This window comes from Actinomadura sp. 1N219 (genome assembly GCF_044326405.1).
GTDB lineage: Bacteria > Actinomycetota > Actinomycetes > Streptosporangiales > Streptosporangiaceae > Spirillospora.
On the sequence record NZ_JBIRAY010000009.1, the window covers coordinates 286,367 to 309,579 of the forward strand.

The following is a 23,213-nucleotide window of genomic DNA, read 5'->3' on the forward strand; positions in this document are numbered from 1 at the left end:
GGCCCGCCCCTCAGCCGTTCTCTCAGCTGGCCCGTCCGGCCCGGCTCACGAGAGCCGGGCCGGACGGTGGCATCACGGCTGCGGCCGCAGCACGATCGTCCACATGGCGGCCTTGTTGGCGGCCACGTTCGCGGTCGCGCTGAGCCCGCCGTAGGCGCCGAGCGGGACGGACCCGCCCGAGTCGCCGACCAGGATGCTGATGCTCGACGAGCTGCCGCCGCCCTCGGTGCCGCGCGTCGTGATCGCCGGCGGCGCCGTCCAGGACGTCGTCGTCCCCTTGTCGGACCAGTAGGAGATGACCACGCTGCCCGCGGCGGCGACGTCCGCCTTCGGCGTCACGTGCGCCGTGGCGGTCGTGAGCCCGACGCCGCTGGCCGCGGCCGCGACCGGGTCGGCGGCGGTCCCGCGGTAGGTCAGCAGCCGGATGTCGGCCTTGGCGTAGCCGCTGAGGCCGACCTTGACCGCGGAACCGGCGTCGCCGGCGACGGCGACCCGCTTGTACACGGTGCTGGTCATGCTGCCCGCGGTGACCTCGTCGACCTTCGTCCAGCCGGGCGGCGGGGCGGTGACCGTGACCGTGCTGCTGTTCTTGGTCATGATCAGCACCATGCCGTCGCCGGGTGCGACGGCGGCGGGCACCGTCAGCGCCGGCGCGTTGGTGTTGCCGTTGTTGCCGGCGCCGCCGCGGTAGGCGATGGCCTTGTCGACGACCTGGACGCTCTTGCTCACCGTGCCGGTGTCGCCGTCGTTGTCCGTCACCGTCAGCTTGACCGTGTAGGTGCCGCTCTCCGCGTAGGTGTGCTGCGGCGCGACGCCGGTGCCGGTCTCGCCGTCGCCGAAGTCCCACGCGTAGCCGGTGATCTGGCCGTCGGCGTCGGCGGAGGTGGCGCCCTGGAAGGCGCATTCGCGCGCCTCGCAGGCGGTGGTGAACGCCGCCACCGGCTCCTTGTTGGCCGTGCCGGCGAGCAGGAACATGGCGCGGGAACGCCAGTCCCCGGTCGAGTCGACGGTCTTGATCGTGCCCGCGACGGGCGCGCCGTTCTCGAAGTCGACGCTCTTGAGCGCGCCGTTCGCCTGGCTCGCCCAGTACAGCTTGCCTCCGGCGACGAACATGCCCTGGACGTCGGTCCAGCTCAGCCCGGTGATGCCGGTGGACGCGGTGTACACCTCGCCGCCGACGATGCCGCTCTCCGGCTCGAAGTAGCGGTAGAACAGCTTCCCGGTCGCGCCGAAGCCCGATCGCGTGTAGTAGACGCGGCCGTTCTGGAAGAACATGCCGGTGATGTCGTCCACCTCGCCGTGCCAGGTCGACATGTTCGCGAGCTGGTCGGCGGTGGTGATCGCCTCGGCGGCGCCGTAGGTCGTCCCGTCGAAGCTGCGGCGGTTGAAGGTGCCGTTGGACGCGCCGTAGTACAGCTGCCCGTTGATCATGAACGCGCCGCGCGCCGCGGACCAGGGGGTGCCGCCGTTCGGGACGGACGCCGCCGCCCCGGCCGTGGTGCCGTCGAAGTGGCGCTTGTCGACGTTGTTGTCCGGGTTGACGGGCTGGACGCCGCCGGCCATGAAGACGTCACCGGGAAGCTTGCCGGTGTTGTTCTTCGGGATCTCCTTGCCGCCCGCGAGCGGGAACTTGGCGATCTTGGCGTGGTACTCGCCGCCGACCTGGTCGGTGTCGGCGCCGAACCACAGGCCGTCGGGGGTGGGGAGAATGTCCTCCACCGCGTGCCCGCGGTCGCGCCCCGGGTTCCAGGCGTAGGGGACGCCGTTGACGGGGTTGAGCGCGGCGATGCCGGGCCGGTCGACGGCGCCCTGGCAGGCGCGGTCGGCGCAGAACGGGTTGTTCAGCCAGCGGTTGTGGCCGCCGACGTAGACGGCCACGCCGGTGATCGCGACGGCGCTCAGCGTGTCGCCGCCGGTGTGGTTGACCCAGGTGGGCTTGAGGTCGGTGCCGCTCTGGTCGGTCTTCCACCGGCTGGCGGTGTCGCAGAGGGTGTTGGCGTAGTAGGCGCCCGTCGAGACGATGACGAAGTACTCGCCGTCGGGCGAGAACTCGACGTCCCGCACGTAGGTCTCGACCGAGCGGGTGCAGCGGGCCTCGAAAGCCTTGGTGTAGTAGTTCGCCACCGCGGCCTTGTCGCCGGTGAGGTCCAGCATCGCGAACTGGTCGCGGGTCTGGCCCTCCATCTGCGTGAAGTTCCCGATGACCGCCATCTTGCTGCCGTCCGGGGTGATGGAGAACTGCCAGACCTTGGTGGTCCCGCCGTTGTGGAGGCCGCCGACACCGACGTTGAGGAAGTCGGTGACCTTGCCGGTCGTGGCGTCCAGCGCGGCCAGCGCGGCGTGCGGCTGGTTCGCGACCTTGGCGAACGAGCCGCCGATGAACAGCCGGCCCTTGGACAGGCCGATCGTGCGCACCATGCCGTCGACGAGCGACGGCTTGAACGAGGTGACCGTCGACCCGTTGGCGACGTTCAGCAGCGCGACGCCCTTCTGCGCGACGCCGTTCACGTTGTTGAAGGTGCCCGCGGCGTAGACGGACTTGCCGTCCGGCGCCGCCTGAAGGTCGTACACCGCGCGGTCGAGCTTCGGCACGAACGCGGTGTCGATCTTCCCGGTCGTCGCGTTGAAGGCGAGGATGTTGGCACGGGCGAAGGCCGTGCTGTTGCCCACCTCCTTCACCTGCGTGAAGGTGCCGCCCACGATGATCTTGTCACCGATCTGCTCGATCGCGTAGACGGTGCCGTCGAGGATATTGGGGGACCAGTTCACCGGGTCGGCGCTCACCAGCCGGTCCTGGGTCAGCCGTTCCGCGGATGCCTGTCCCCCGAGGGCGAAAACCCCCGTCATGACAAGGACAACCGCGGCCAGCGCTCTACACGTTCGAACCATCTACGGTCACTCCTGGAATTGCCCCATCCGGGGGCCCACCGAGGCGCGGGACCTAATGAGGGGACGGCCCCCGCGCACCACCGTTGCGCGAGAACGTTACCGCTAGCGCTTCCCCCGTCTCACGAGTTTCCAGAGGTCATCCGGTGCTACGCAAATTGTTATGTACGTTAAGTAAAAGTCGGTCACTTAAAGTGATTCCTGCCTGGATGCGGTAAACCGCCCTCCCGGCCGGGGCGTCTACTCCTGGCCGTTCTTCCACAGCCGGATTGGCCGGACGGCCCATGCGCCGTGCTACGGCATAATTGCGCAGACCCCTCACTTACGCTGCGGCGTCCCGGCCTCCGGCCCTAACACTCTCAAGGTGCCATGTCCGTCTTCATTGCTCTCTTGCTGCCTTTGGGCCTTCTGCTGATCGCACTCGCGGGCGGCGCGGCCTTCCGCCGCGCCGGACGCCTGGAAACCGCCCCCGGGGCGAACGCCCGCGGCGGGGAACGCGGCGGGGTCGTCGCGATGCTGCGCGGCGGGCCGCTGGGCCGGCTGAGCGCGCCGTTGCGGTTCGCCGTCGTGGCCGCCGGGACGCTCGCGGTCGGCTGGGGGATCTCCGCCGCGCTGGGCCCGGTGGCGGTGGCGTCCCAGCCCTTCGACGACTGGGTCTACCAGGGCATGGTGGACAACCAGATCGGGGCCTGGAAGTCCGTCAACAATGTGATCACCGATGTGAGCACGTCGTGGCTCGTCCGCGGGACGTGCGTCGGGGCCGCGCTGATGCTGGCGCTGGTGTGGCGGCGGCACCGCTGGCTGCCGGTGGCGGCGATGGGCGTCATGCTGTTCGCCTCGCACTACCTCGTCCTCGGCCTGACCTACCTGATGGACCGGCCGGCGCCGCCGAATTCGGGCGGCACCTATCCCTCGGGCGGGAATGTGCGGGTCGTCGCCGTGTACGGGATCGTGGCGGTCTTCTTCTTCCTCAGCGCGCGCGCGGGACCCCGGGGCCGGGCGATCGGCTGGACGATCCTGGCCCTGCTCGCCTGGATCGAGGCATATTCTCGCACCTATCTGGCCGTCCACTGGGTGAGCGATGTGATCGCGGGCCTCGTCTTCGGCGTCTTCCTACTGATCGCGCTGAACCTCGCGACCCGCGCCGTCATCGGCGACGACGACCCCGCCCGCGACCCGGCCGGGCCGGGCGCCGCGGGGGCGGAGCCGGCGCACGCGTACGCGGAGAGCGCGCCGCGGCGGGCGGCGACCGGCGCGGCCGGGCCGGGCGTGATGACCTGAACGACTGCTGAAAGAGGATCGGGGGGCGTTAGAACTTGAAGGAGCCGACCAATTCCCCGCAAGGGGGCGGACCTGCCGGACCGGGCGGACTCGCCGGACCCGCCGGACCCGTAGGGCCTGGCAGGCCCGGCGGGAGCCCGGACGGGAACGTGCCGAAGCGCCGCGGGACGTCCCAGCGCCCGCGGGCGCTGGGAGTCGTCGCGGGCGCGGCGGCCGTCGTGCTGGCGGCCGTCGGGGGGCTGGCCTGGGCCGCCCGCGAGGACGACCCGGCCACCGTGCGGGAGCTCGACTCCTATCCGGCGGGCGGGCCGCGTCCGCCCGGGAAAGGCGCCTGGTTCGGCGCGTACGTCGACCCGAAGGGCGGCGACCACACCCAGCAGGGCCAGATCGACGCGGTCACCGACTTCGACCGGCGGATCGGCGGGCCGCTGGACCTCGTCCGCAGCTACTACCCGTGGGACAAGCCGTTCCCGCGGGACGTCGACCAGAAGTTCGCCGCGGAGGGCCGGGTGATGATGATCGGCTGGGGCGGCACCGCCACCGAGTCGATCGTCGAGGGACGCGAGGACGGCCTGATCCGCGAGCGCGCCCGCGCCGTGAAGCAGCTCGGCAGGCCCGTCCTGCTGGCGTGGCGCGGCGAGATGGACCGGCCGAACCTGCAGAAGGAGATCGGCTCCCCGAAGCAGTACATCGCCGCGTGGCGGCGCATCCGGGGGATCTTCCACGACGAGGGCGCGTCCAACGTCGGCTGGGTGTGGTGCCCCACGGTCGAGGGCTTCGACGCCGGCCGCGCCCCCGCCTACTACCCGGGGGACGGCCAGGTCGACTGGATCTGCGCCGACGGCTACGCCTACCCGGCGCTGCGCACGCCCGAGCAGATCTTCGGCTCGTTCCTGACATGGGCGAAGAACCACGACAAACCCGTCGTCATCGGCGAGTACGGCGCCGAGGAGCAGGGCGGCGCGCGCGCCGAATGGCTGCGCTCGTTCGGCGACTACATCCGGCGGCAGCCGCAGGTGAAGGCGCTCGCCTACTACGACAAGAACCACAGGCACAACAAGAAGACGACCATGTACTACTCGCTGCGCGGCTATCCGGAATCGATGCGCGCGTTCCGCGAGCTCGCCCAGTCGTCCTATTTCAACCCTGACGGAAGGAGGCGGCCGTGACCGGTTCCCAGGCGCTGACGGGATCCGCCAAGCAGACGGTCCGCAGGAGCGTGCGGGCCGTGGGGCGCCTCACCCACGAGGCGCGGATGGTCCCCGACTTCCTCATCGTCGGGGCGCAGCGGGGCGGCACCACGTCGCTGTTCCGCTACCTGCGCGCGCATCCGGCCGTCCTGCGGGACCGGATGGACAAGGGCGTGCACTACTTCGACATGGCCTACGAGCGCGGTTTTCCTTGGTACCGCGCGCATTTCCCGCTGAAGGCGACCGCCCGTCTGGTGGAGCGCCGCGTCGGAGTGCGGCCGCAGACTTTCGAGGCCAGCCCTTTCTACATGTTCCATCCGCTCGCCCCGGAAAGGATCGCGCGGGATCTGCCGGGCGTGAAATTGATCGTGATGGTCCGGGACCCGGTGGAGCGTGCCTTTTCGGCGCACGCCCAGGAGGTGCGGCGCGGGTTCGAGTCCGAGCCGTTCGAGCGGGCGCTGGAACTGGAGGAGGAACGGCTGGACGGCGAGATCGCCAAAATGGTCGCCGATCCGTCGTATCTGAGCTTCGCCGTCCAGCATCACGCCTACCGGGCCCGCGGGCGGTACGCCGAGCAGCTCGAACGGCTGGAGGGCCTCGTCGGACGGGAGCGCATCCACGTCATCGACAACCAGGATCTGGCGACGAGCCCCGAGAGCGTCTACGACGGCGTGCTGACGTTCCTCGGCCTGCCCGGCGGGCAGTACCCGGCGTTCGAGCGGCACAACGCGGCGCCCCGCGCGTCGAAGCTCTCGGACGCGGTGCGCCGGGAACTGTCGGACTATTTCCTCCCCGAGGACGAGCGCCTCGCCGGCTGGCTCGGGAAACCGCCGTCCTGGCGATGACACCTGCACGTATGGACACGGCATCTGAAACGACCACGACCCCCACACGCGGGACGGCCGACCTGCGGGCGCTGGCGCGCGGCGGGGTCCTGAACTTCATGGGCGCCGGGTTCGCCGCCGTCGCCCAGTTCCTGTCCGTGGTGGTGCTGACGCGCGGGTTCAGCAAGGAGGAGGCGGGCGTCTTCTTCGCCGCCACCACCGTCTTCCTGATGGGCCTGGCGCTCGCACGGCTCGGCACGGACGTCGGGCTCGTCTACTTCATCGCGCGGACGCGAGCGCTCGGCCTCGGGCACCGCGTCGCGGCCTACGTCCGCGCGGCGTTCGGTCCGACGGTCGTCGCGGCGATCGTCATCGCCGCCGTGCTGTACGCGGCCGCGCCGTGGATCGCGGAGGCCGCGGTGGACGGCCCCGCCGACGACGGCGCCCGCTACCTGCGCGCCCTCGCGCTGTTCCTGCCGGCTGCGGTCGTGTCCGACGCGGCGCTCGCGGCCACGCGCGGGTACCGCTCCATGCGCCCGACGGCACTGGTCGAGAACATCGCCCGGCAGGGTCTGCAGCTGTCGCTGCTGGCGGGTCTCGCGCTGTTCGGCGCGACGTCGCTGCTGGGCGCGGCCTGGGCGGGCCCCTACATCGTGACCGCGGTGATCGCCGTCCTGCTGCTGCGGCGCCTGATGCGCCGCCCCGTCCAGCCCCTCGAACCCGCGGCGGAGGCGTCGGAAAAGCCGAGCGAAGAGGCCGCGCACGGCGGGACGGCGGGCGAGTTCTGGCGGTACACGGCGCCGCGCGCCATCGCGTCGGTGGCGCAGATCGTGCTGCAGCGGTTCGACATCGTCCTGGTCGCGGCCATGCTCGGCCCCGTGCAGGCCGCCGTGTACACGGCGGCCACCCGCTACGTCGTGGTGGGGCAGATCGGCAACCAGGCCCTCGGGCAGGCGGTGCAGCCGCAGCTCAGCGCGGTCCTGTCGCGCGGCGACATGGCCGGGGCACGGTCGCTCTACCAGACGGCGACGTGCTGGCTCGTCCTGCTCACCTGGCCGGTCTACCTGGTGTTCGCCACGTTCGCGCCCTACTCGCTGCAGCTCTTCGGCGGCGGGTACGAGGAGGGCGCCGACGTGGTGCTGATCCTGTCGCTGACCATGCTGTTCGCGACGATCTGCGGCCAGGTCGACACCGTGCTGATCATGGCGGGCAAGACGACCTGGAACCTCGCGAACATCGTCACCGCGATGACCGTCAACATCGTGGCCGACCTGCTGCTGATCCCGTGGCTCGGGATCACCGGCGCGGCGGCCGGCTGGGCGATCGCGCTGTTCGTCAAGAACGTCATCCCGCTGGCGCAGATCGCGCACGTGCTGCGGCTGCATCCGTTCGGGCGCGGGACGCTCACCGCCGCGGCGCTCGCCGGGTTCGGCTTCGGCGTCCTGCCGCTGACCACGCGGCTCCTGCTGGACGGTCTCCTGCCCCTCCTCATCGCCACGTTCGCCGGCGCCTGCCTCTACGGCGCGGGCTGCCTGCTGCGCCGCGACGTCCTGCGCCTAGACGAGATCCGCCGCATCCGCCGACGCGCCGCCCCTTCTAGACCGACTCACGCTTGACCCCCACCCCATGCCCGTGAAGGAGTCCCATGCCACCGACTGGAAGACAGGTCCTGCTGATCGGGTCCGCGGGCGGCCATCTGACGCAGCTGCTGGCCCTCGAACCCTGGTGGCGTCCGCATGAGCGCTCCTGGGTGACGTTCGAGTCCCGGCACGCGGAGTCGCTGCTGGACGGCGAGCAGGTGTCCTGGGCGTACCAGCCCACCACCCGCAACATCCCCAACCTGCTCCGCAACACCCGGCTCGCCTGGCGGCTGCTCCGCAAGTCGCGGCCGGACGTCGTCGTCTCCACGGGCGCCGGGGTCGCGCTCCCGTTCTTCGTCCTGGCCAAGCTGATGCGGATCCCGTCGGTGTACATCGAGGTGTACGACCGCATCGACTCCCCGACCCTCACCGGACGGCTGTGCCGCCCCTTCGCGTCGCTCTTCCTCGTCCAGTGGGACGAGCAGCGCCGCTTCTACCCGAACTCCGTCGTCGTGGGGAACCTGCTGTGAACGATCTTCCGCTGGTGCTCGTGACCGTCGGCACCGACCACCACCGCTTCGACCGGCTGATCGAGTGGGTGGACCGCTGGTTCGACGAGCTGGGACGCGGCCGGGTCCGCTGCGTCGTCCAGCACGGCGCGTCCCGCGCGCCCGAGCACGCCGAGGCCCGCGACTTCCTCGACCATGTCGAGCTGCTGGACCTGATGGGGCGGGCGTCGGCGGTGGTGACGCACGCGGGCGCGTCCACGATCGGGGAGGCGCGCCGCCTCGGCCGCCTGCCGGTCATCGTGCCGCGCGACCCGTCCCTGGACGAGATCGTGGACGGCCACCAGATCGACTTCCTGCGGCGGATCGAGGAGAAGGGCCTCGTCGCCGCCTGCGCCACCGAGAAGGACCTGCGCACGCAGCTCGACCGGCTCCTCGACGACCCGGACGCGTTCCTGCTGGCCGAGGGCGACTCCGGGGCCGTCCAGGCGGCGGCCGTCCAGCGGACCGGCTCGCTGATCGACACCCTGATGAACGTGCGCGCCAAAACGCCCGCCGAAACGTCCGGCGAGGCCGTCGCCGAGCCGGAACGACCCGGGGACGACCGCGAGCCGGAGGAGTTCCCGGGCGTGACCGTCATCGTCGCGACCCGCGACCGGCCGGAGCTGCTGCGCGTCGCGCTCGACTCGATCCTCGCCCAGGACTATCCCGGCGACGTCCACGTCCTCGTCGTCCACGACCAGAGCGAGATCGACGGCACGCTCGTCCTCGACAAGCCGGGCCGGCGGGTGTCGGTCATGTCCAACGCCCGGGCGCCCGGCCTCGCCGGGGCGCGGAACTCCGGCATCCTCGCCGCCGCGAGCGAGCTCGTCGCGTTCTGCGACGACGACGACCGGTGGCTGCCCGGCAAGCTGACCGCGCAGGTCGCGGCGCTGCGGGACGCGCCGGGCGCGGGCCTGGCGTGCTGCGGCATCCGCGTGCTGTACGACGAGACGAAGGTCGACCGGACGCTCGACCGCGGCGAGGTCACGTTCACCGACCTGCTGCGTTCCCGCCTCACCGAGCTGCACCCCTCGACGTTCCTGCTCCGCAGGGACGTGCTGATCGAGCGGATCGGCCTGGTCAGCGAGGAGGTCCCCGGCAGCCACGGCGAGGACTACGAGTTCCTGCTGCGCGCCGCGCGGGACGCGCCGATCGTCAACGTCCAGGACGTGCACGTCGAGGTGCTGTGGCACAAGCGGTCGTATTTCGCGCAGCGGTGGCAGGTCATCGCCGAGGCCCTGGCCTGGCTGCTGGAGCGCTTTCCCGAGTTCCGCCTGATGCCCGCCGGGTACGGGCGGATCGCCGGGCAGATCGCGTTCGCGGAGGCGGCGTCGGGCCGCCGCCGTGCCGCGCTGCGCTGGGTGCGCCGGACCGTCCGGGCGAACTGGCGGGAGCCGCGCGCCTACCTGGCCGTCGCGATCGCCTGCCGCCTGGTCGGCGCCGACCGCATCGTCCGCTTCCTGCACCGCCGCGGACGCGGCGTCTAGGACCGGTCGCGGACGCGGCGTCTAGGACCGGCCGGGGGCGGGGAGTCTGACGCGGGTCAGCCGGTAAGGCTGAACTTGGTGGTGTACGGGGCGCGGCCCGCCTTCGCGAGGGCCGCGACCTCGGCGGGCCTGTCCAGCAGCCGGTACGGGCACACCATGCCCTTGGGCGGCTGCCAGAGCTGGACGGCCTTGATCTGCGGGTACCGCGCCAGCGCCGCCGGGAGCTGCTGGTACCAGCGGACCGAAAGCGCCGGGTCGGCGAACCGCACGGACGCCATGCCGTTCAGCATGTACGGCTTGCGCGGGTCGATGCCCGCCTTCACGCCGTCCTTCTTGAGCCAGTCGTAGAACGGCTTGAAGGTCTGCTCGAACGTCCGGAACCGGCGGTTCTCCCAGACGCGGCCGTCGCAGAGCGTGCCGAGGTAGTTCTCCCAGCCGATCCAGTCGACGTACCGGTTGCCCGGGTAGAAGCCCGCCGCGCGCGGGAAGTTGCCGGAGTAGCCGGTGAGGACCCACGCCCAGACGGCGTTGGTCGCGCCGTTGCGCTCGTAGATGTCGTGGACGCGGCGCCAGGCGCGCGCGAAGTCGGCCGGGGTGCCGCGCGTGCGCGCCTTCTCTTTGGTGTCGGGCTCGTGGTCGAACGTCAGGAAGATCGGCTCGCCGAAGGCGGCGACGCCGCGGGCCTGCTTGGTGAGCGCGGCGTCCCAGCGTCCGGCGGCGACGTCGCTCCACCGGGCCGACCCGGAGCCGGCGAAGGCACGGGACGCGATGTTGACGTGCAGGATGCGCCCCTGCGCGGCCAGCCGCTTGGCCTCGCGGCTCGGCACCGTGGTCTGGTCGACGCCGTGCCAGAAGTGCACCAGGTCGAACCGGCGGCCGAGCTTGGCCTCCAGCACGTGCAGCGGGTCGATGCCGGGGCTGTCGCCCCACAGGACGCCGCAGCGCGGCACGAGGTTCGCGCCGAGGACGCAGTCGCCGGCGCCCGTCGGGCGTGGCCGCGGCGAGTAGGACTCCCGGGCGGCGGCATCGGTGCCGCCGTCCGGGGCGGCCTTCGGCGCGGGCCGGGACGTGGGCGTCCCGACCGACGGGGACGGCGCCTGGGCGTCGGCGGCGGGGCGGGCGTCGGCCACGCCGCGCCCGTCGTGGAGCACGTAGGCGGCGCCGGACGCGGCCATGACGCTCGCCGCTGTCACGGCCAGCGCGGCACGGCGGCGCCTCCGCCGGGAACGGCTGGAACCCTCGGGTGGACGTCGCACAGCGAGAAACCTAGCCGTACCGCGACCTCCAGGGCATCCCAGGCCACATCCGGACAACTCAGACACAAGCGCGGGCGGCCCGGCGGGGCAGCCGCCGGGGCGGTGCAATCAGCCGCCGGGGCGGCGGCGGTAGCCGTAGCGGCCGAGCATCGGCATCGTCACGGCCGTGACCAGCGCGCGGTGCGCGGGACGCGTCGCCTCGCGCCACGCCTCGTCCGCCCGCAGCTCGACCCGTCCGGTGCGGAACCGCATCGGGTTGCCCGCGACCTGGTGGTTGGCGCTCAGCTCCACCGCCGCCGGGTCGGTGAACGGCGGTTCGGCGTCCTCAAGCCCGGCGAATCCGGCGATGCCGCGGACGGTGTCGGCGGGCGCGGCGGCGAAGTCCTCGTAGCGGACGCGCAGCGTCGGGACACCGGCACGGGCCAGCAGGTCGAACCCGAAGTTCTGGGCGTCCCAGTGCAGCGCGGTCTTCCCCGGCGACCAGCGCGCCATGAACTCGCCCTCCGCCGTCTCGCCGACCGCCTCCGGCCGCCGCACCGTCTTCGCCCACGAGTGGGCCACGGCGCGCGGGTCCCGGACGACGTGGACGATCCGCAGGTCGATCTCCGGGCTCCACCGCAGGCAGTGCGCCAGCGACGCCGACTTGCTGGAGTCGATCAGCACCCTGGCGCCGCTCACCTCGCGGACGGCGCCGTACAGCCGGGCGTAGACGGCGTTGTGCTTCTCGACGCGTCCGCGCAGGTCGTCGGCCAGGCGGGCGCGGGCGAGGGACGGGATGTACCGGGTGCGGTCCGCCGACGCCTTCACGTCCAGGAAGCCGGTGACGTCGAACGACGGCCAGCCGCCGAACGCCCTCTCCCCCGCCTTCCGCCACAGCCCGCAGTCGTGGAACGGCTCGCCGCAGCCGCAGCGCTCGCCGTCCACGACGCCGCGCTGCCACAGGTGGACGACCTCGCCCATCGCGAACGCGCCGTCCAGCTCGCCCAGGATCCGCTCCAGCAACGTCGAGCCGCTGCGCCCGAGCCCGCCGATGAACAGGACCCGGACCGGCTCCGCGCCCTCGTCCGCGCGCGCCACTACCGGGCGCCGGTGATCATGCCGGCGCCGACGGTGTTGTTGGTGGCCTCGTCGATGAGGATGAAGCCGCCGGTGAGGCGGTTGCGGCCGTAGTCGTCGACGAACAGCGGCTGCGTGACGCGGAGGGAGACGCGGCCGATCTCGTTCAGCTCCAGGGCCGCGGCCTGGTCGTCGCGGTGCAGCGTGTTGACGTCCAGGCGGTAGTGCAGGTCCTTCACCAGCGCCCGCGCCGTGCGCGTCGTGTGCTTGATGATCAGCTTGGTGCGCGGGCCGAGGGTGCGGTCGGGGGTCATCCAGCAGACCATCGCGTCGATGTCCTGCGCGACCTCCGGCCGGTTGTGCGGACGGGCGATCATGTCGCCGCGGGAGATGTCGATGTCGTCGGCGAGGCGCAGCGTGACCGACATCGGCGCGTACGCCTCCTCGACCGGCCCGCGCGGCCCGTCGATGTGCGTGATCGTCGTGGTCAGCCCGGACGGCAGGTGCACCACCTCGTCGCCGGGCTTGAGCACGCCGCCCGCGACCTGCCCCGCGTAGCCGCGGTAGTCGTGCAGCTCCGGGTCGGTGGACGCGTGCGGCCGGATCACGTACTGCACCGGGAACCGCACGTCGATCAGGTTCCGGTCGGACGCGATGTGCACGTGCTCCAGGTGGTGCAGCAGCGACGACCCCTCGTACCACGGCGTGTTCACGCTCCGCTGGACGACGTTGTCGCCGTGCAGCGCCGAGATCGGGATGAACGTCATGTCCGTCACCTCCAGCTTGGAGGCGAACGCGGTGAACTCGTCCACGATCCGCTCGTAGACGCCCTGGTCGTAGTCGACCAGGTCCATCTTGTTGATCGCCACGACGAGGTGCGGGACCTGCAGCAGCGTGGTCAGGAACGCGTGCCGCCGCGACTGCTCCAGGATGCCCTTGCGGGCGTCCACCAGGATGATCGCCAGGTCGGCGGTCGACGCGCCCGTCACCATGTTCCGCGTGTACTGAATATGGCCCGGGGTGTCGGCGATGATGAACTTGCGGCGCGGCGTCGCGAAGTAGCGGTACGCCACGTCGATCGTGATGCCCTGCTCCCGCTCGGCGCGCAGGCCGTCGGTCAGCAGCGCCAGGTTCGTGTACTCCTCGCCGCGGTCGGCGCTGGTCTTCTCCACCGACTCCAGCTGGTCCTCGAAGATCGACTTGGAGTCGAAAAGCAGCCGGCCGATCAGCGTGGACTTGCCGTCGTCGACGCTGCCGGCGGTGGCGAACCGCAGGAGATCCATGCTCTTTCCCGTGGAAGACCGCTGCGCGGGCTCGATACCGGCCATTAGAAGTAGCCCTCCTTCTTGCGGTCCTCCATGGCGGCCTCGCTGGTGCGGTCGTCGGCGCGGGTCTGGCCGCGCTCGGTGATCCGCGTGGCCGCGATCTCCTCGATCACCTCGTCCAGCGTCGCGGCGGACGACTTCACCGCGCCGGTGCAGGACGCGTCGCCGACCGTCCGGTACCGGACGGTCGCCTCGAACTCGGGCTCGTCGTCGCCGCGGTTGGCGAACCCGGTCTCCGCGTCCAGCAACAGGCCGTCCCGCTCGAACACGCGGCGGTTGTGCGCGAAGTAGATCGGCGGGAGCTCCAACTCCTCCCGGCGGACATAGTCCCAGATGTCCAGCTCCGTCCAGTTCGACAGCGGGAACACCCGCACATGCTCACCCTGGACGATCTTGGTGTTGAACAGGTTCCACAGCTCAGGACGCTGGTTCTTCGGATCCCACTGCCCGAACTCGTCCCGGAACGACACCACCCGCTCCTTCGCCCGGGCCTTCTCCTCGTCCCGGCGCGCCCCGCCGAAAGCCGCGTCGAACCGGTTCTCCTCGATGGCGTCCAGCAGCGACGTCGTCTGCAGCCGGTTCCGGGACGCGCGGCGCCCCTTCTCCTCCACCACCCGGCCGCTGTCGATCGACGCCTGCACGGACGCCACCACCAGCCGGATGCCAAGATCGGCGACCCTGCGGTCGCGGAACTCGATCACCTCGGGGAAGTTGTGCCCGGTGTCGACGTGCATCACCGGGAACGGGATCGGCGCAGGCCAGAACGCCTTCTGCGCCAGCCGCAGCATCACGATGCTGTCCTTGCCGCCCGAGAACAGCAGCACCGGCCGCTCGAACTCGGCCGCCACCTCCCGGAAGATGTGGATCGACTCGGCCTCAAGGACGTCCAACTGTGACAGCAGATAGTCGCAACGCTGCATGGTGTAGGGCTCTTTTCACGCTGTTGTGGCAGATGCACCGGTGGCCGACGGGACGGACGGCCACACCGGGTCGAACACCGGCCCGCCGCTGATCAATCCCGCCAGGCCGGCGGCCTGTCGGGACGGTCCCGCAGGACGGTTCCGCAAGGCGGTTCCGCAGGACGGGCCCGGCGTGCGGATCAGTCGGGCAGGGCGCCGGACACGTCCCGGATGCCGGTCAGCAGCGTCGGCGCCGACACGGGGTGGCACACCAGGATATCCGGCAGCCGGGGGTCCTCCCGGTTGTACTCCAGCGGCGCCCCGTCCACCCGGGACGCGTGGGCCCCCGCGGCGAGCGCCACCGCCGCCGGCGCCGCCGAGTCCCACTCGTACTGGCCGCCCGCGTGCACGTACGCGTCGACCTCGCCGAGCAGGACCGCGGAGATCTTCGCCCCCGCCGACCCGATCGGCACCAGCTCGACATCTAGATCAAGGCTTTCCGCCAGGACCCGGACGAATTCGGGCGGGCGGGTGCGGCTGACGGCGATGCGGAGCTTGCCCGCGTCCGGCGCCGGGACGTGCAGCGGGACCTCGCGCGGCTGCCCCCTGCGGGACGCGTCCCTCCCGGCGGTCACCGGGTCGGGCTCGCCGGGGTCGATCCGGACGAGGGAGGCGCCGCCGGTCGCGTCCGTCCGGAGGGTCAGGCCCTGCGCCGGGAGCGCCACCGCCCCCGCCACGAGCCGGCCGCCGCCGGCCGGGTCGCGCCGCCACAGCGCCACGTGGACGGCCCAGTCGCGGCGGCCCTCCTCGGAGAACTCGCGGGTGCCGTCCAGCGGGTCGACGATCCACACCCGGTCGGCCGTGCGCCGCTCCGCGTCGGACGTGTTGCGGGTCGGGGCGCGGTCGTCGCCGCCCGCCCGCTTCCCCGCGACGGCCGAGCGGCCCTCCTCGGACAGGACGGCGTCGCCGGGACAGCGCTCCGCCAGCGCCGCCATGAGGTACTCGTGCGCCCGCAGGTCGCCCGTGTCCTTCAGGGCCCGCGCGTCGGCGAAGCCCTGCTCGTCCCGGACGTCCAGCAGCAGCCGTCCCGCCTCGGCGGCCAGTTCCGCCGCCAGCGCGTGGTCGTCCGCCGCCGCTTCCACCGTCATCCCTCGATCACATTCCCGACTCGGCCGAGTTGCTCGGTCAACTTTCTCATGCGTCCAGAATGCCGCCCCGCGGCAGGGTGGACGATGCCGAAATGGGCGCTCAGTAGTTCAGTACGCGCCGGAGCCGCGGAAGACCGCGGACCAGGTCTTCCACATGATCTGCAGGTCGAGGGCGAGCGTCCAGTTGTCGACGTACCGCAGGTCGAGCCGGACCGACTCCTCCCAGGTCAGGTCGGAGCGGCCGCTCACCTGCCACAGGCCCGTCAGCCCCGGCTTGACCACCAGCCGCCGGTACACGTCGCCGCCGTACTGGGCGACCTCCTCCGGCAGCGGCGGACGCGGCCCGACCAGCGACATGTCGCCGCGCAGGACGTTGAACAGCTGGGGCAGCTCGTCCAGCGAGTACCGGCGCAGCCAGCGTCCCATCCGGGTCACCCGCGGGTCGGCGCGGATCTTGAAGAGCACGCCGTCGTTCTCGTTGTGCTGCATCAGCTCGATCTTGCGGGCCTCGGCGTCCCGCACCATCGTGCGGAACTTCAGCACGGTGAACTCGCGGCCGCCGCGGCCCACCCGGACCTGCCGGAACATCACCGGGCCCGCGCTGGTCACCTTGATCAGGAGCGCGACGGCCAGCAGCAGCGGGCTCATCAGGACCAGCCCGCCCAGCGCCGCCGTCCGGTCGAACGCGCCCTTGAGGATCTTCCGGCCGCCGTCCAGCTCGGGGTGCTCCACGTGCAGCAGCGGCAGCCCCGCCACCGGCCTGATCGAGATGCGGGGGCCGGTCACGTCCATCAGCGCGGGCGCGACCACCAGCTCGACGTCGTCGCGCTCGATCTGCCAGGCCAGCCGTCGCAGCGCCGTCCCGTCCATCTCCGGGCAGGCCAGCACCGCCACCGAGTCGGCGCCGATCCGGTCGGCGACCGCGGCGGCCTGGCTGAAGTCGCCCAGCACCGGCACGCCCTCGACCTCGCTCACCGCGTCGTCGCCCGCGGCCAGCGCGGGCGGCAGGCACACGGCCGCGATGTCCATCCCGTGGTAGCGCTTCTGCTGCAGCACCCGGATCAGGTCGGCGACGGACGTGCGGTGCCCCACCGCGACCACGCGGCGCATGCACTCGCCGTTCCAGCGCTTGCGGTGCAGCCACTTGCGGAGCCGGTACCGCGCGAACACGTTGAGGATCGTGCCGAGCGGCATCGCCATCACCACGTAGCCGCGGGCCACCTCCGTCTTGGTGGCGTACGCGATGATCGCCAGCGCGGCCGTGAGGATGAACCCGGCCCGCAGCACGCGGTGGAACTCCTCGTAGCCGACGCCGATGTACCTCGGCTGGTAGGCCCGGCACATCATCAGCGTCGGCACCCACACCATGGGCAGCGCCACCGTTAGCGCCACATACGGCACCGTGGGGTCGGTCGGCACTCCGGGGAACCGGAGCACGAAAGCGATCACACCGGCCAGGAGCATGCTGAGGAAATCGAGATATCCGGCGACACGCCGGTACACTCCGCTCCAGCTCTGGAAGGTCGCTCGCCGCTGCTCATGGCTGATCGATGACTCGGCCTGCACCTTGTCAACGACGGCCATAAACCACTCACCAATCCCCTGTAACGCGCGCCCCGTCAGCGCGATTCACACCGAAGACGGCTGAACGTCGCGTGAGGTTCACAAGCATCATGAACCACATTCGAGCAGCATCCTACGTCCGCTTTACCGTGGTCAGCGGACAAACGCGTACATCACTGCGGCAACACCGGCAAACCCTGCCGGACGTGCGGCGAAACCCGCCCCGGAGCATGGGGTCGTCCCGTATGGTGATCTTGCGGTCCCGCTCTGTGGCCGGATCCGGTCAGGCCGATTGAGCCCCCGGACCGCCGGCTCAGCCCGCGTGGAAGACGTTCTGCGCCGCGCCCAGACCGTCGGCGATCAGCGCCTCCACCGCGTCCGCCGCCCGGTCCACGTCGAGGTCGAGGTCCTTGCGCTCGGCCGCCGAGAAGTCCTTCAGAACGAACGCCGCCGCGTCCATCCGCCCGGGCGGCCTGCCCACCCCGAACCGCACCCGCAGGTACTCGCGCGTCCCGAGCGACCGCGTGACCGACCGCAGCCCGTTGTGGCCGTTGTCACCGCCGCCCAGCTTGAGCCGCACCGCGCCGAACGGGATGTCCAGCTCGTCATGGACGACGATCAGCCGCTCCGCCGGCGCCTTGTAGAAGTCGCACAGCCCCTTCACCGGGCCGCCCGACTCGTTCATGAACGACCGCGGCTTCGCCAGCACCGCCCGCGCGCCCGCCAGCCGTCCCTCCAGCACGTCCGCCCGCGCCCGGTGCGACTTGAACCGCCCACCGGCCCGCGCGGCCAGGACGTCCAGCACCATGAACCCGGCGTTGTGCCTGTTCTTCGCGTACGACGGCCCGGGATTGCCCAGGCCGGCCACCAGCCAGAGATCCGCGCTCACCCGAACTCCTCCACCACGAGCCCGCTGGGACAGCGGGAGCCCACCCGACAACGAGCACGGCCCCCGCCGGTGCGCACACCCGCGGGGGCCGTGAAATGCAGCTTTGAAAAGCGGCCGGCCACCCGGCGCGCCTAGCCGCCTCCGTCAAACGGAGGCGGACGTCACTCGGAGGCGGACTCGCCCTCGGCGGCGCCGCCCTCGCCCTCGCCCTCGGCGGCCTCGGCCTCGGCCTCGACCTCCGGCTCGGTGGACACGCTCGCGTCGCGGATCTGGACGATCAGGATGTCGTCGTCGGCGACCAGCGTGGTGCCGGACGGCAGCTTCAGGTCCTTGGCCAGCACCTGGCTGTCGATCTCCAGGCCGCTGATGTCCAGCTCGACGGACTCGGGGATGTGCGTGGCCTCCGTCTCGACGGAGATCTCCACCACGGTCTGCGCGATCTGGCCGCCCGGGATCACGTCGCCGGTCAGGACGACGGGCAGGTCGACGACGACCTTCTCGCCGCGCTTGACCAGCAGCAGGTCGACGTGCTCCAGGAACCCCTTGACCGGGTCGCGCTGCACGTCCTTCGGCAGCGCCAGCTCGGCGCCGTCGCCGACGCCCTCGATCGTCAGCAGCACGTTCGGGGTCTTGAGCGCCAGCATCAGGTCGTGGCCCGGCAGCGAGATGTGCTGCGGGTCGGTGCCGTGACCGTAGAGCACGGCGGGCACCCTGCCGGCCCGGCGGGTGCGCCGCGCGGCACCCTTACCGAACTCGGTGCGCGGCTCGGCGGCGATGCGTACCTCGGACACGGCGAAAACTCCTCATTGTTGCGATCCACGGCCGTCCGCCATCGGACGTCCGCTACGGACAGTAGCGATCCTCGCACGCCTACCGGGGGCGGGCGAATCAAAGACTCTTTGCGTTACCCAGGGAGCGCGGAACCTAACCGGCACGCACTGAACGACCTGAGGCAAGCGCGGGTTGGCCAAGTCTAGCGTGTTCATTGCAGTGCTCTCCTCCTTCGGGCGCTGGGCGCCCTCCATCGTCGAGCACTGCGCGCGATCGCTGCATCGCTCCGGCTCGCCTGGCGGCTCGCTGCGCGATCAGGTTTCTCGCAAGCTCGAAACCTGCCTTCGGACGCGATCGCAACTGGTCAGATCGTTGCGTGGTTGCGGTGATGGTCGAGGTCGTCGTCAGCTATGGCCGCCGAACAAGCTCGTGACGGAGCCGTCGGAGAAGACCTCGTTGATCGCGCGGGCGATCAGTGGGGCGATGGGCAGGACGGTCAGCTTGTCGAACTGCTTCTCCTCCGGGATCGGCAGGGTGTTCGTCAACACGACTTCAGAGACGCGCGAGTTCTTCAAACGGTCGACCGCCGGGCCCGACAGGACGCCGTGCGTGGCGGCGACCACGACCCGGCTGGCGCCGTGGTCGAACAGGGCGTCGGCGGCCTTCACGATCGTCCCGCCGGTGTCGATCATGTCGTCCACCACGACGCAGGTGCGGCCCTCGACCTCGCCGACGACGTCGAACACCTTCACTTCGTTCGCCACGTCCGGGTCGCGCTTCTTGTGGATGATCGCCATCGGGACGCCGCCCAGCCGGTCCGACCAGCGCTCGGTCACCCGCACCCGGCCCGCGTCCGGCGCCACCACCGTCACCTGCGAGGTGTCAAGACGGCTCTCGAAATGGTGGGCCAGCAGGTCGAGCGCGAACAGGTGGTCGACCGGGCCGTTGAAGAAGCCCTGGATCTGCGCCGTGTGCAGGTCGACCGTGATCAGCCGGTCGGCCCCGGCGGTCTTGAACAGGTCCGCCATCAGCCGGGCCGAGATCGGCTCACGGCCGCGGTGCTTCTTGTCCTGCCGCGCGTACCCGAAGAACGGCGCCACCACGGTGATCCGCTTGGCCGACGCGCGCTTCAGCGCGTCCACCATGATCAGCTGCTCCATGATCCACTGGTTGATGGGCGCGGTGTGGCTCTGGATCACGAAGGCGTCGGAGCCGCGGACGGACTCCAGGAACCGCACGAACGTCTCGCCGTTCGCGAAGTCGTACGCGGACGTCGGCGTGAGGTCGACGTGGAGGTTGTCGGCTACTTCCTTGGCCAGGTCCGGGTGGGCTCGGCCGGTGAAGAGCATCAGCTTCTTCTGGCCGCTCGCTTTGATCCCACTCACCTCTGACAACTCCCCCTCAATGGAATATGCCTTCACGTGGGTTGTTGTCCCCACTCCCCGCGCACCACAAGAGTCCGGGGCACGGGTTGCCTAGTTGTTCGCGGAGAACGCCGCTGTCCTCCGCCTCCCCGCCATGGGGCGGGGCAGTCTTCGCCGGACGCGCCGGGGTTACGGCGCGTCCTCCTCATGGGCCTCTCGGGCCTCGTCCGCCTCTTGCGCCTCGTCCGCTGCTTGCGCCTTCCGGGCCCGGCGGGCGGCGTCGGCGGCGGGCGTTCCCGCGCGCTTCCGCTCGACCCAGCCCTCGACGTTGCGCTGCCGCGCCCGCGCGACCGCCATCGCGCCCGGCGGGACGTCGTGGACGATCACCGAGCCGGCGGCCGTGTAGGCGCCGTCGCCCACCGTCACCGGCGCGACGAACATGTTGTCGCTGCCCGTCTTCACATGGGACCCGATGACGCTGCGGTGCTTGCGCACGCCGTCGTAGTTCACGAACACCGAGCTCGCGCCGATGTTGGAGTGCTCGCCGATCTCCGCGTCGCCGACGTAGGTCAGGTGCGGCACCTTCGTGCCCTCGCCGATGTCGGCGTTCTTCGTCTCGACGAAGGTGCCGATCTTGCCCTTGCGGGCCAGCCGCGTCCCCGGCCGCAGGTAGGCGTACGGCCCGACCGTCGCCTCCGGGCCGATCTCCGCCTCGACGCACACCGCGTTGATCACGGACGCGCCGTCGCCGACGCGCGTGTCCGTGAGCGTGCAGCCGGGCCCGACGCTGGCGCCCTCGCCCAGGTGCGTCTGGCCGTGCAGCTGCGTGCCCGGGTGGACCTCCGCGTCCCGCTCGGCGGTCACGTGCACGTCGATCCAGGTCGTCGCGGGGTCGACGATCGTGACGCCGGCCCGCATGTGCGCTTCGAGGATCCGGTCGTTCAGCTGCCTGCGCGCCTGCGCGAGCTGGACCTTGTCGTTCACGCCCTGCGTCTCGACCCAGTCGGCGGCCAGGTGCGCGCCCGCGCGGTGGCCGTCGCCGCGCACGATCGCGACCACGTCGGTGAGGTACTCCTCGCCCTTGGCGTTGTCGGTCGTGACGCGCTTGAGGGCGTCCGCCAGCAGGGCGCCGTCGAAGGCGTACATGCCGACGTTGATCTCGTTGATGGCGCGCTGCTCGCCGGTCGCGTCCTTGTGCTCGACGATCGACGCGACGCTGCCGTCCGCGGCCCGGATCATCCGGCCGTAGCCGGTCGCGTCGGGCATCTCGGCCGTCAGGACGGTCGCCGCGTTGCCCTCGTCCTCATGCGTCCGGACGAGCGCCGTGAGGGTCTCGCCCCGCAGCAGCGGGACGTCGCCGTTCAGGACGACCACGGTCCCGTCGAGCGCGCCGGTCTGCTCCAGCGCCATCCGGACGGCGTGGCCCGTCCCGTTCCGCTGGTCCTGGACGGCCGGCTCGGCGTCCGGCGCGGCCTCGGCGAGGTGCTCGACGACCTGCTCGCGCCGGTGCCCGACGACCACGACGAGCCGCTCGGGCTCCAGCTCGCGGGCGGCGGCCAGCACATGGCCGAGCATGCTTCGCCCGCACAGCTCGTGCAGCACCTTCGAGGTACGGGACTTCATCCTGGTGCCCTCGCCCGCGGCGAGAACGATGACGGCGGCCGGGCGGCTCGCAGCACTCACAAGGAGGCTCCTCGGCATCGCGGACGGGATCGGTCGCGAGCGCGTCCACCCCGCGACATCCCTGTCCACCAGGCCGGACGCACCCGACACGGGCAGGATACCGCCCGCTCCCCACCTGTCACCCCGCCGCCCACCCGCGGCCGCACCGGTGGCATGTCCCGGACATTCTCAACAGCTCCGGCGCCAGGACTCGAACCTGAACTATGGGTACCAAAAACCCAGGTGCTGCCAATTACACCACGCCGGATCAAACGGGACATTTCCCCGCTGGAGATCACTTGCCGGGACCAACGATACCGGTCGCGGAGTCGGCGCCCACATCGATTACCGGCGGCCCCCGCGCGGCGGGCGGACACGCTCGACCGGCCGTCAGGCGAGCCAGGCCGGAAGGGGCTCGCGGGCGGCCAGCCAAGAGGCGGGGACGGCCTCGGGCCCGAGGTGCGCGGCCACGATTCCGCCGGCCATCGCGGCCGTGGTGTCCATGTCGCCGCCGACCATCGCGCAGGCGCGGACGGCCGCCTCGAAGTCGGTCAGCCGGGTGGCGGCGGCCCACAGCGCGTACGGGACGGTGTCCTGCGCAGAGACCCGGCTGCCGTTCCCCAGTTCGCGGGCCGCTTCCAGAGGGGTCTTTCCGAGCAGCCGAAGCGAACGGCGCAGCCCTCGCCGCACGTACTCCCCCATCGTCGTCCACTCCAGGGCCGCCTCGATGACCGCCTGGGGCGGGACGGGCCGTCCACGCCGGGACGCGACGTAGGCCGCCGCGGCGCCCACTGCCACCGCACCGGCGATCCCTTCCGGGTGGGCGTGGGTCACCTCCGCGGACAGCACGGCCTGCTCCGCGGCGCGCGCCGGATCGTCGCTGAAGAAGGCGCCGAGCGGTGCGACGCGCATCGCGGCCCCGTTGCCGTAGGAGCCCCGCCCGCCGAAGAGCCGCCGGGACGCCGCCCGCCAGGACTCGCCGCCCTGGACCTCGGTGAGCAGCTCGTACGCGCCGGCGCCGTACCCGCGGCCGACGTCCATCCGGGCGGCGAACGCCGCCGCCAGCGCATCCTGATCGATTTGCCCGGTTTGGTGTAGGACGTCCAGGACGGAGCATGCCATCTCCGTGTCGTCGGACCAGGGCCAGGGGGCGGGCGGCACGCCGGTCTCCGCGGAGACGTCCCGGTTCGCGAGGAGGAAGAACTGGTCTCCGAACGCGTCGCCGACCGAGAGGCCGGTGAGCGAACCTTCGGCGAGCGTCGCGCGTTCGTCCAGGGTGAGGGGCATATCGCCATTCTTCCGTGCGTCCGGGACACAGGGGCGGAGTCGGACGACAGAGGCAGAAGAGTGTTTTGTTGCCTGTTGGGGCAGTTTCCCCCTTAATTTACCGTTGACCAGGTTCCAACCTACGGTTCCGTAGGTTACGTTGGCGTAGGTAAGGCCCCGAGGCCCGCCGTAGGCAAGACCGCCCGAAGCCGCAGGGA

Annotated in this window: 18 protein-coding genes and 1 tRNA gene; 6 read left to right on the forward strand and 13 right to left on the reverse strand. The window is 71.3% G+C overall.

What is annotated here, in order from left to right; all coding sequences use genetic code 11:
* Positions 1–72: 72 nt before the first annotated feature.
* Positions 73–2,847 carry a PKD domain-containing protein gene (locus ACH35V_RS26585; protein WP_395976057.1) on the reverse strand — a complete coding sequence of 925 codons (2,775 nt, stop codon included), beginning with the start codon at positions 2,845–2,847 and terminating at the stop codon, positions 73–75.
* 408 nt (positions 2,848–3,255) lie between these two features.
* On the opposite strand from ACH35V_RS26585, the gene ACH35V_RS26590 reads away from it, so the two are divergent.
* From ACH35V_RS26590 to ACH35V_RS26615, 6 genes are all read left to right on the forward strand, one after another.
* Entirely contained in the window at positions 3,256–4,167 is a 912-nt protein-coding gene (locus ACH35V_RS26590) for a phosphatase PAP2 family protein (RefSeq protein ID WP_395976059.1), read from the forward strand.
* A 149-nt stretch (positions 4,168–4,316) separates the two neighbouring features.
* Positions 4,317–5,336 (forward strand): hypothetical protein, encoded by a 1,020-nt coding sequence (locus ACH35V_RS26595; protein WP_395976061.1) that lies wholly within the window; start codon positions 4,317–4,319, stop codon positions 5,334–5,336.
* Positions 5,333–6,202 carry a sulfotransferase family protein gene (locus ACH35V_RS26600; RefSeq protein WP_395976063.1) on the forward strand — a complete coding sequence of 290 codons (870 nt, stop codon included), beginning with the start codon at positions 5,333–5,335 and terminating at the stop codon, positions 6,200–6,202. Before ACH35V_RS26595 ends, ACH35V_RS26600 begins: the two co-directional genes overlap by 4 nt.
* Before the next feature lie 11 nt (positions 6,203–6,213).
* Complete coding sequence (locus ACH35V_RS26605; RefSeq protein WP_395976065.1) at positions 6,214–7,797, forward strand: lipopolysaccharide biosynthesis protein; 1,584 nt, start codon at positions 6,214–6,216, stop codon at positions 7,795–7,797.
* 29 nt (positions 7,798–7,826) lie between these two features.
* On the forward strand, positions 7,827–8,291 hold the full coding sequence (gene pssD, locus ACH35V_RS26610) for a PssD/Cps14F family polysaccharide biosynthesis glycosyltransferase (RefSeq protein ID WP_395976067.1): 465 nt from the start codon (positions 7,827–7,829) through the stop codon (positions 8,289–8,291).
* Positions 8,288–9,796 carry a glycosyltransferase gene (locus ACH35V_RS26615; protein ID WP_395976069.1) on the forward strand — a complete coding sequence of 503 codons (1,509 nt, stop codon included), beginning with the start codon at positions 8,288–8,290 and terminating at the stop codon, positions 9,794–9,796. Before pssD ends, ACH35V_RS26615 begins: the two co-directional genes overlap by 4 nt.
* Positions 9,797–9,852: 56 nt before the next feature.
* Here ACH35V_RS26615 and ACH35V_RS26620 read toward each other — a convergent pair whose 3' ends face one another.
* From ACH35V_RS26620 to ACH35V_RS26675, 12 genes are all read right to left on the reverse strand, one after another.
* Positions 9,853–11,052, reverse strand: a complete 1,200-nt coding sequence (locus tag ACH35V_RS26620; protein ID WP_395976071.1) for a hypothetical protein — start codon at positions 11,050–11,052, stop codon at positions 9,853–9,855.
* 108 nt (positions 11,053–11,160) lie between these two features.
* On the reverse strand, positions 11,161–12,129 hold the full coding sequence (locus ACH35V_RS26625) for a sulfotransferase (protein ID WP_395976073.1): 969 nt from the start codon (positions 12,127–12,129) through the stop codon (positions 11,161–11,163).
* The gene (locus ACH35V_RS26630) at positions 12,129–13,391 is read right to left on the reverse strand and encodes a sulfate adenylyltransferase subunit 1 (RefSeq protein WP_395976075.1); all 1,263 of its coding nucleotides are present in this window, start codon (positions 13,389–13,391) and stop codon (positions 12,129–12,131) included. The genes ACH35V_RS26625 and ACH35V_RS26630 overlap by 1 nt, the downstream gene beginning before the upstream one ends.
* A gap of 44 nt (positions 13,392–13,435) precedes the next feature.
* On the reverse strand, positions 13,436–14,353 hold the full coding sequence (gene cysD, locus ACH35V_RS26635; protein WP_395976077.1) for a sulfate adenylyltransferase subunit CysD: 918 nt from the start codon (positions 14,351–14,353) through the stop codon (positions 13,436–13,438).
* Between the two features lie 179 nt (positions 14,354–14,532).
* A complete protein-coding gene (locus ACH35V_RS26640) occupies positions 14,533–15,480 on the reverse strand; it encodes a 3'(2'),5'-bisphosphate nucleotidase CysQ (protein WP_395976079.1) in 948 nt (315 codons plus the stop codon).
* Between the two features lie 108 nt (positions 15,481–15,588).
* The gene (locus tag ACH35V_RS26645) at positions 15,589–17,064 is read right to left on the reverse strand and encodes a sugar transferase (RefSeq protein ID WP_395976081.1); all 1,476 of its coding nucleotides are present in this window, start codon (positions 17,062–17,064) and stop codon (positions 15,589–15,591) included.
* A 292-nt stretch (positions 17,065–17,356) separates the two neighbouring features.
* The gene (pth, locus tag ACH35V_RS26650) at positions 17,357–17,932 is read right to left on the reverse strand and encodes an aminoacyl-tRNA hydrolase (RefSeq protein ID WP_395976083.1); all 576 of its coding nucleotides are present in this window, start codon (positions 17,930–17,932) and stop codon (positions 17,357–17,359) included.
* A gap of 161 nt (positions 17,933–18,093) precedes the next feature.
* Entirely contained in the window at positions 18,094–18,723 is a 630-nt protein-coding gene (locus ACH35V_RS26655; protein ID WP_395976085.1) for a 50S ribosomal protein L25/general stress protein Ctc, read from the reverse strand.
* Positions 18,724–19,107: 384 nt separating this feature from the next.
* The gene (locus ACH35V_RS26660; protein ID WP_395976087.1) at positions 19,108–20,088 is read right to left on the reverse strand and encodes a ribose-phosphate diphosphokinase; all 981 of its coding nucleotides are present in this window, start codon (positions 20,086–20,088) and stop codon (positions 19,108–19,110) included.
* A 168-nt stretch (positions 20,089–20,256) separates the two neighbouring features.
* Positions 20,257–21,750 (reverse strand): bifunctional UDP-N-acetylglucosamine diphosphorylase/glucosamine-1-phosphate N-acetyltransferase GlmU, encoded by a 1,494-nt coding sequence (gene glmU, locus ACH35V_RS26665; RefSeq protein WP_395976089.1) that lies wholly within the window; start codon positions 21,748–21,750, stop codon positions 20,257–20,259.
* 175 nt (positions 21,751–21,925) lie between these two features.
* Positions 21,926–21,997 (reverse strand) — tRNA-Gln (locus tag ACH35V_RS26670).
* Between the two features lie 122 nt (positions 21,998–22,119).
* Positions 22,120–23,016, reverse strand: a complete 897-nt coding sequence (locus tag ACH35V_RS26675) for an ADP-ribosylglycohydrolase family protein (protein WP_395976091.1) — start codon at positions 23,014–23,016, stop codon at positions 22,120–22,122.
* Positions 23,017–23,213 lie beyond the last annotated feature (197 nt).

What these genes read in the sequence shown, in the direction of transcription:
- ACH35V_RS26640 (WP_395976079.1), bottom strand. Translation starts at nt 15,480, where the DNA reads ATGACGGTGGAAGCGGCGGCGGACGACCACGCGCTGGCGGCGGAACTG.
- ACH35V_RS26585 (WP_395976057.1), bottom strand. Translation starts at nt 2,847, where the DNA reads ATGACGGGGGTTTTCGCCCTCGGGGGACAGGCATCCGCGGAACGGCTG.
- ACH35V_RS26645 (WP_395976081.1), bottom strand. Translation starts at nt 17,064, where the DNA reads ATGGCCGTCGTTGACAAGGTGCAGGCCGAGTCATCGATCAGCCATGAG.
- ACH35V_RS26630 (WP_395976075.1), bottom strand. Translation starts at nt 13,391, where the DNA reads ATGGATCTCCTGCGGTTCGCCACCGCCGGCAGCGTCGACGACGGCAAG.
- ACH35V_RS26605 (WP_395976065.1), top strand. Translation starts at nt 6,214, where the DNA reads ATGGACACGGCATCTGAAACGACCACGACCCCCACACGCGGGACGGCC.
- ACH35V_RS26675 (WP_395976091.1), bottom strand. Translation starts at nt 23,016, where the DNA reads ATGCCCCTCACCCTGGACGAACGCGCGACGCTCGCCGAAGGTTCGCTC.
- cysD (WP_395976077.1), bottom strand. Translation starts at nt 14,353, where the DNA reads ATGCAGCGTTGCGACTATCTGCTGTCACAGTTGGACGTCCTTGAGGCC.
- pssD (WP_395976067.1), top strand. Translation starts at nt 7,827, where the DNA reads ATGCCACCGACTGGAAGACAGGTCCTGCTGATCGGGTCCGCGGGCGGC.
- ACH35V_RS26590 (WP_395976059.1), top strand. Translation starts at nt 3,256, where the DNA reads ATGTCCGTCTTCATTGCTCTCTTGCTGCCTTTGGGCCTTCTGCTGATC.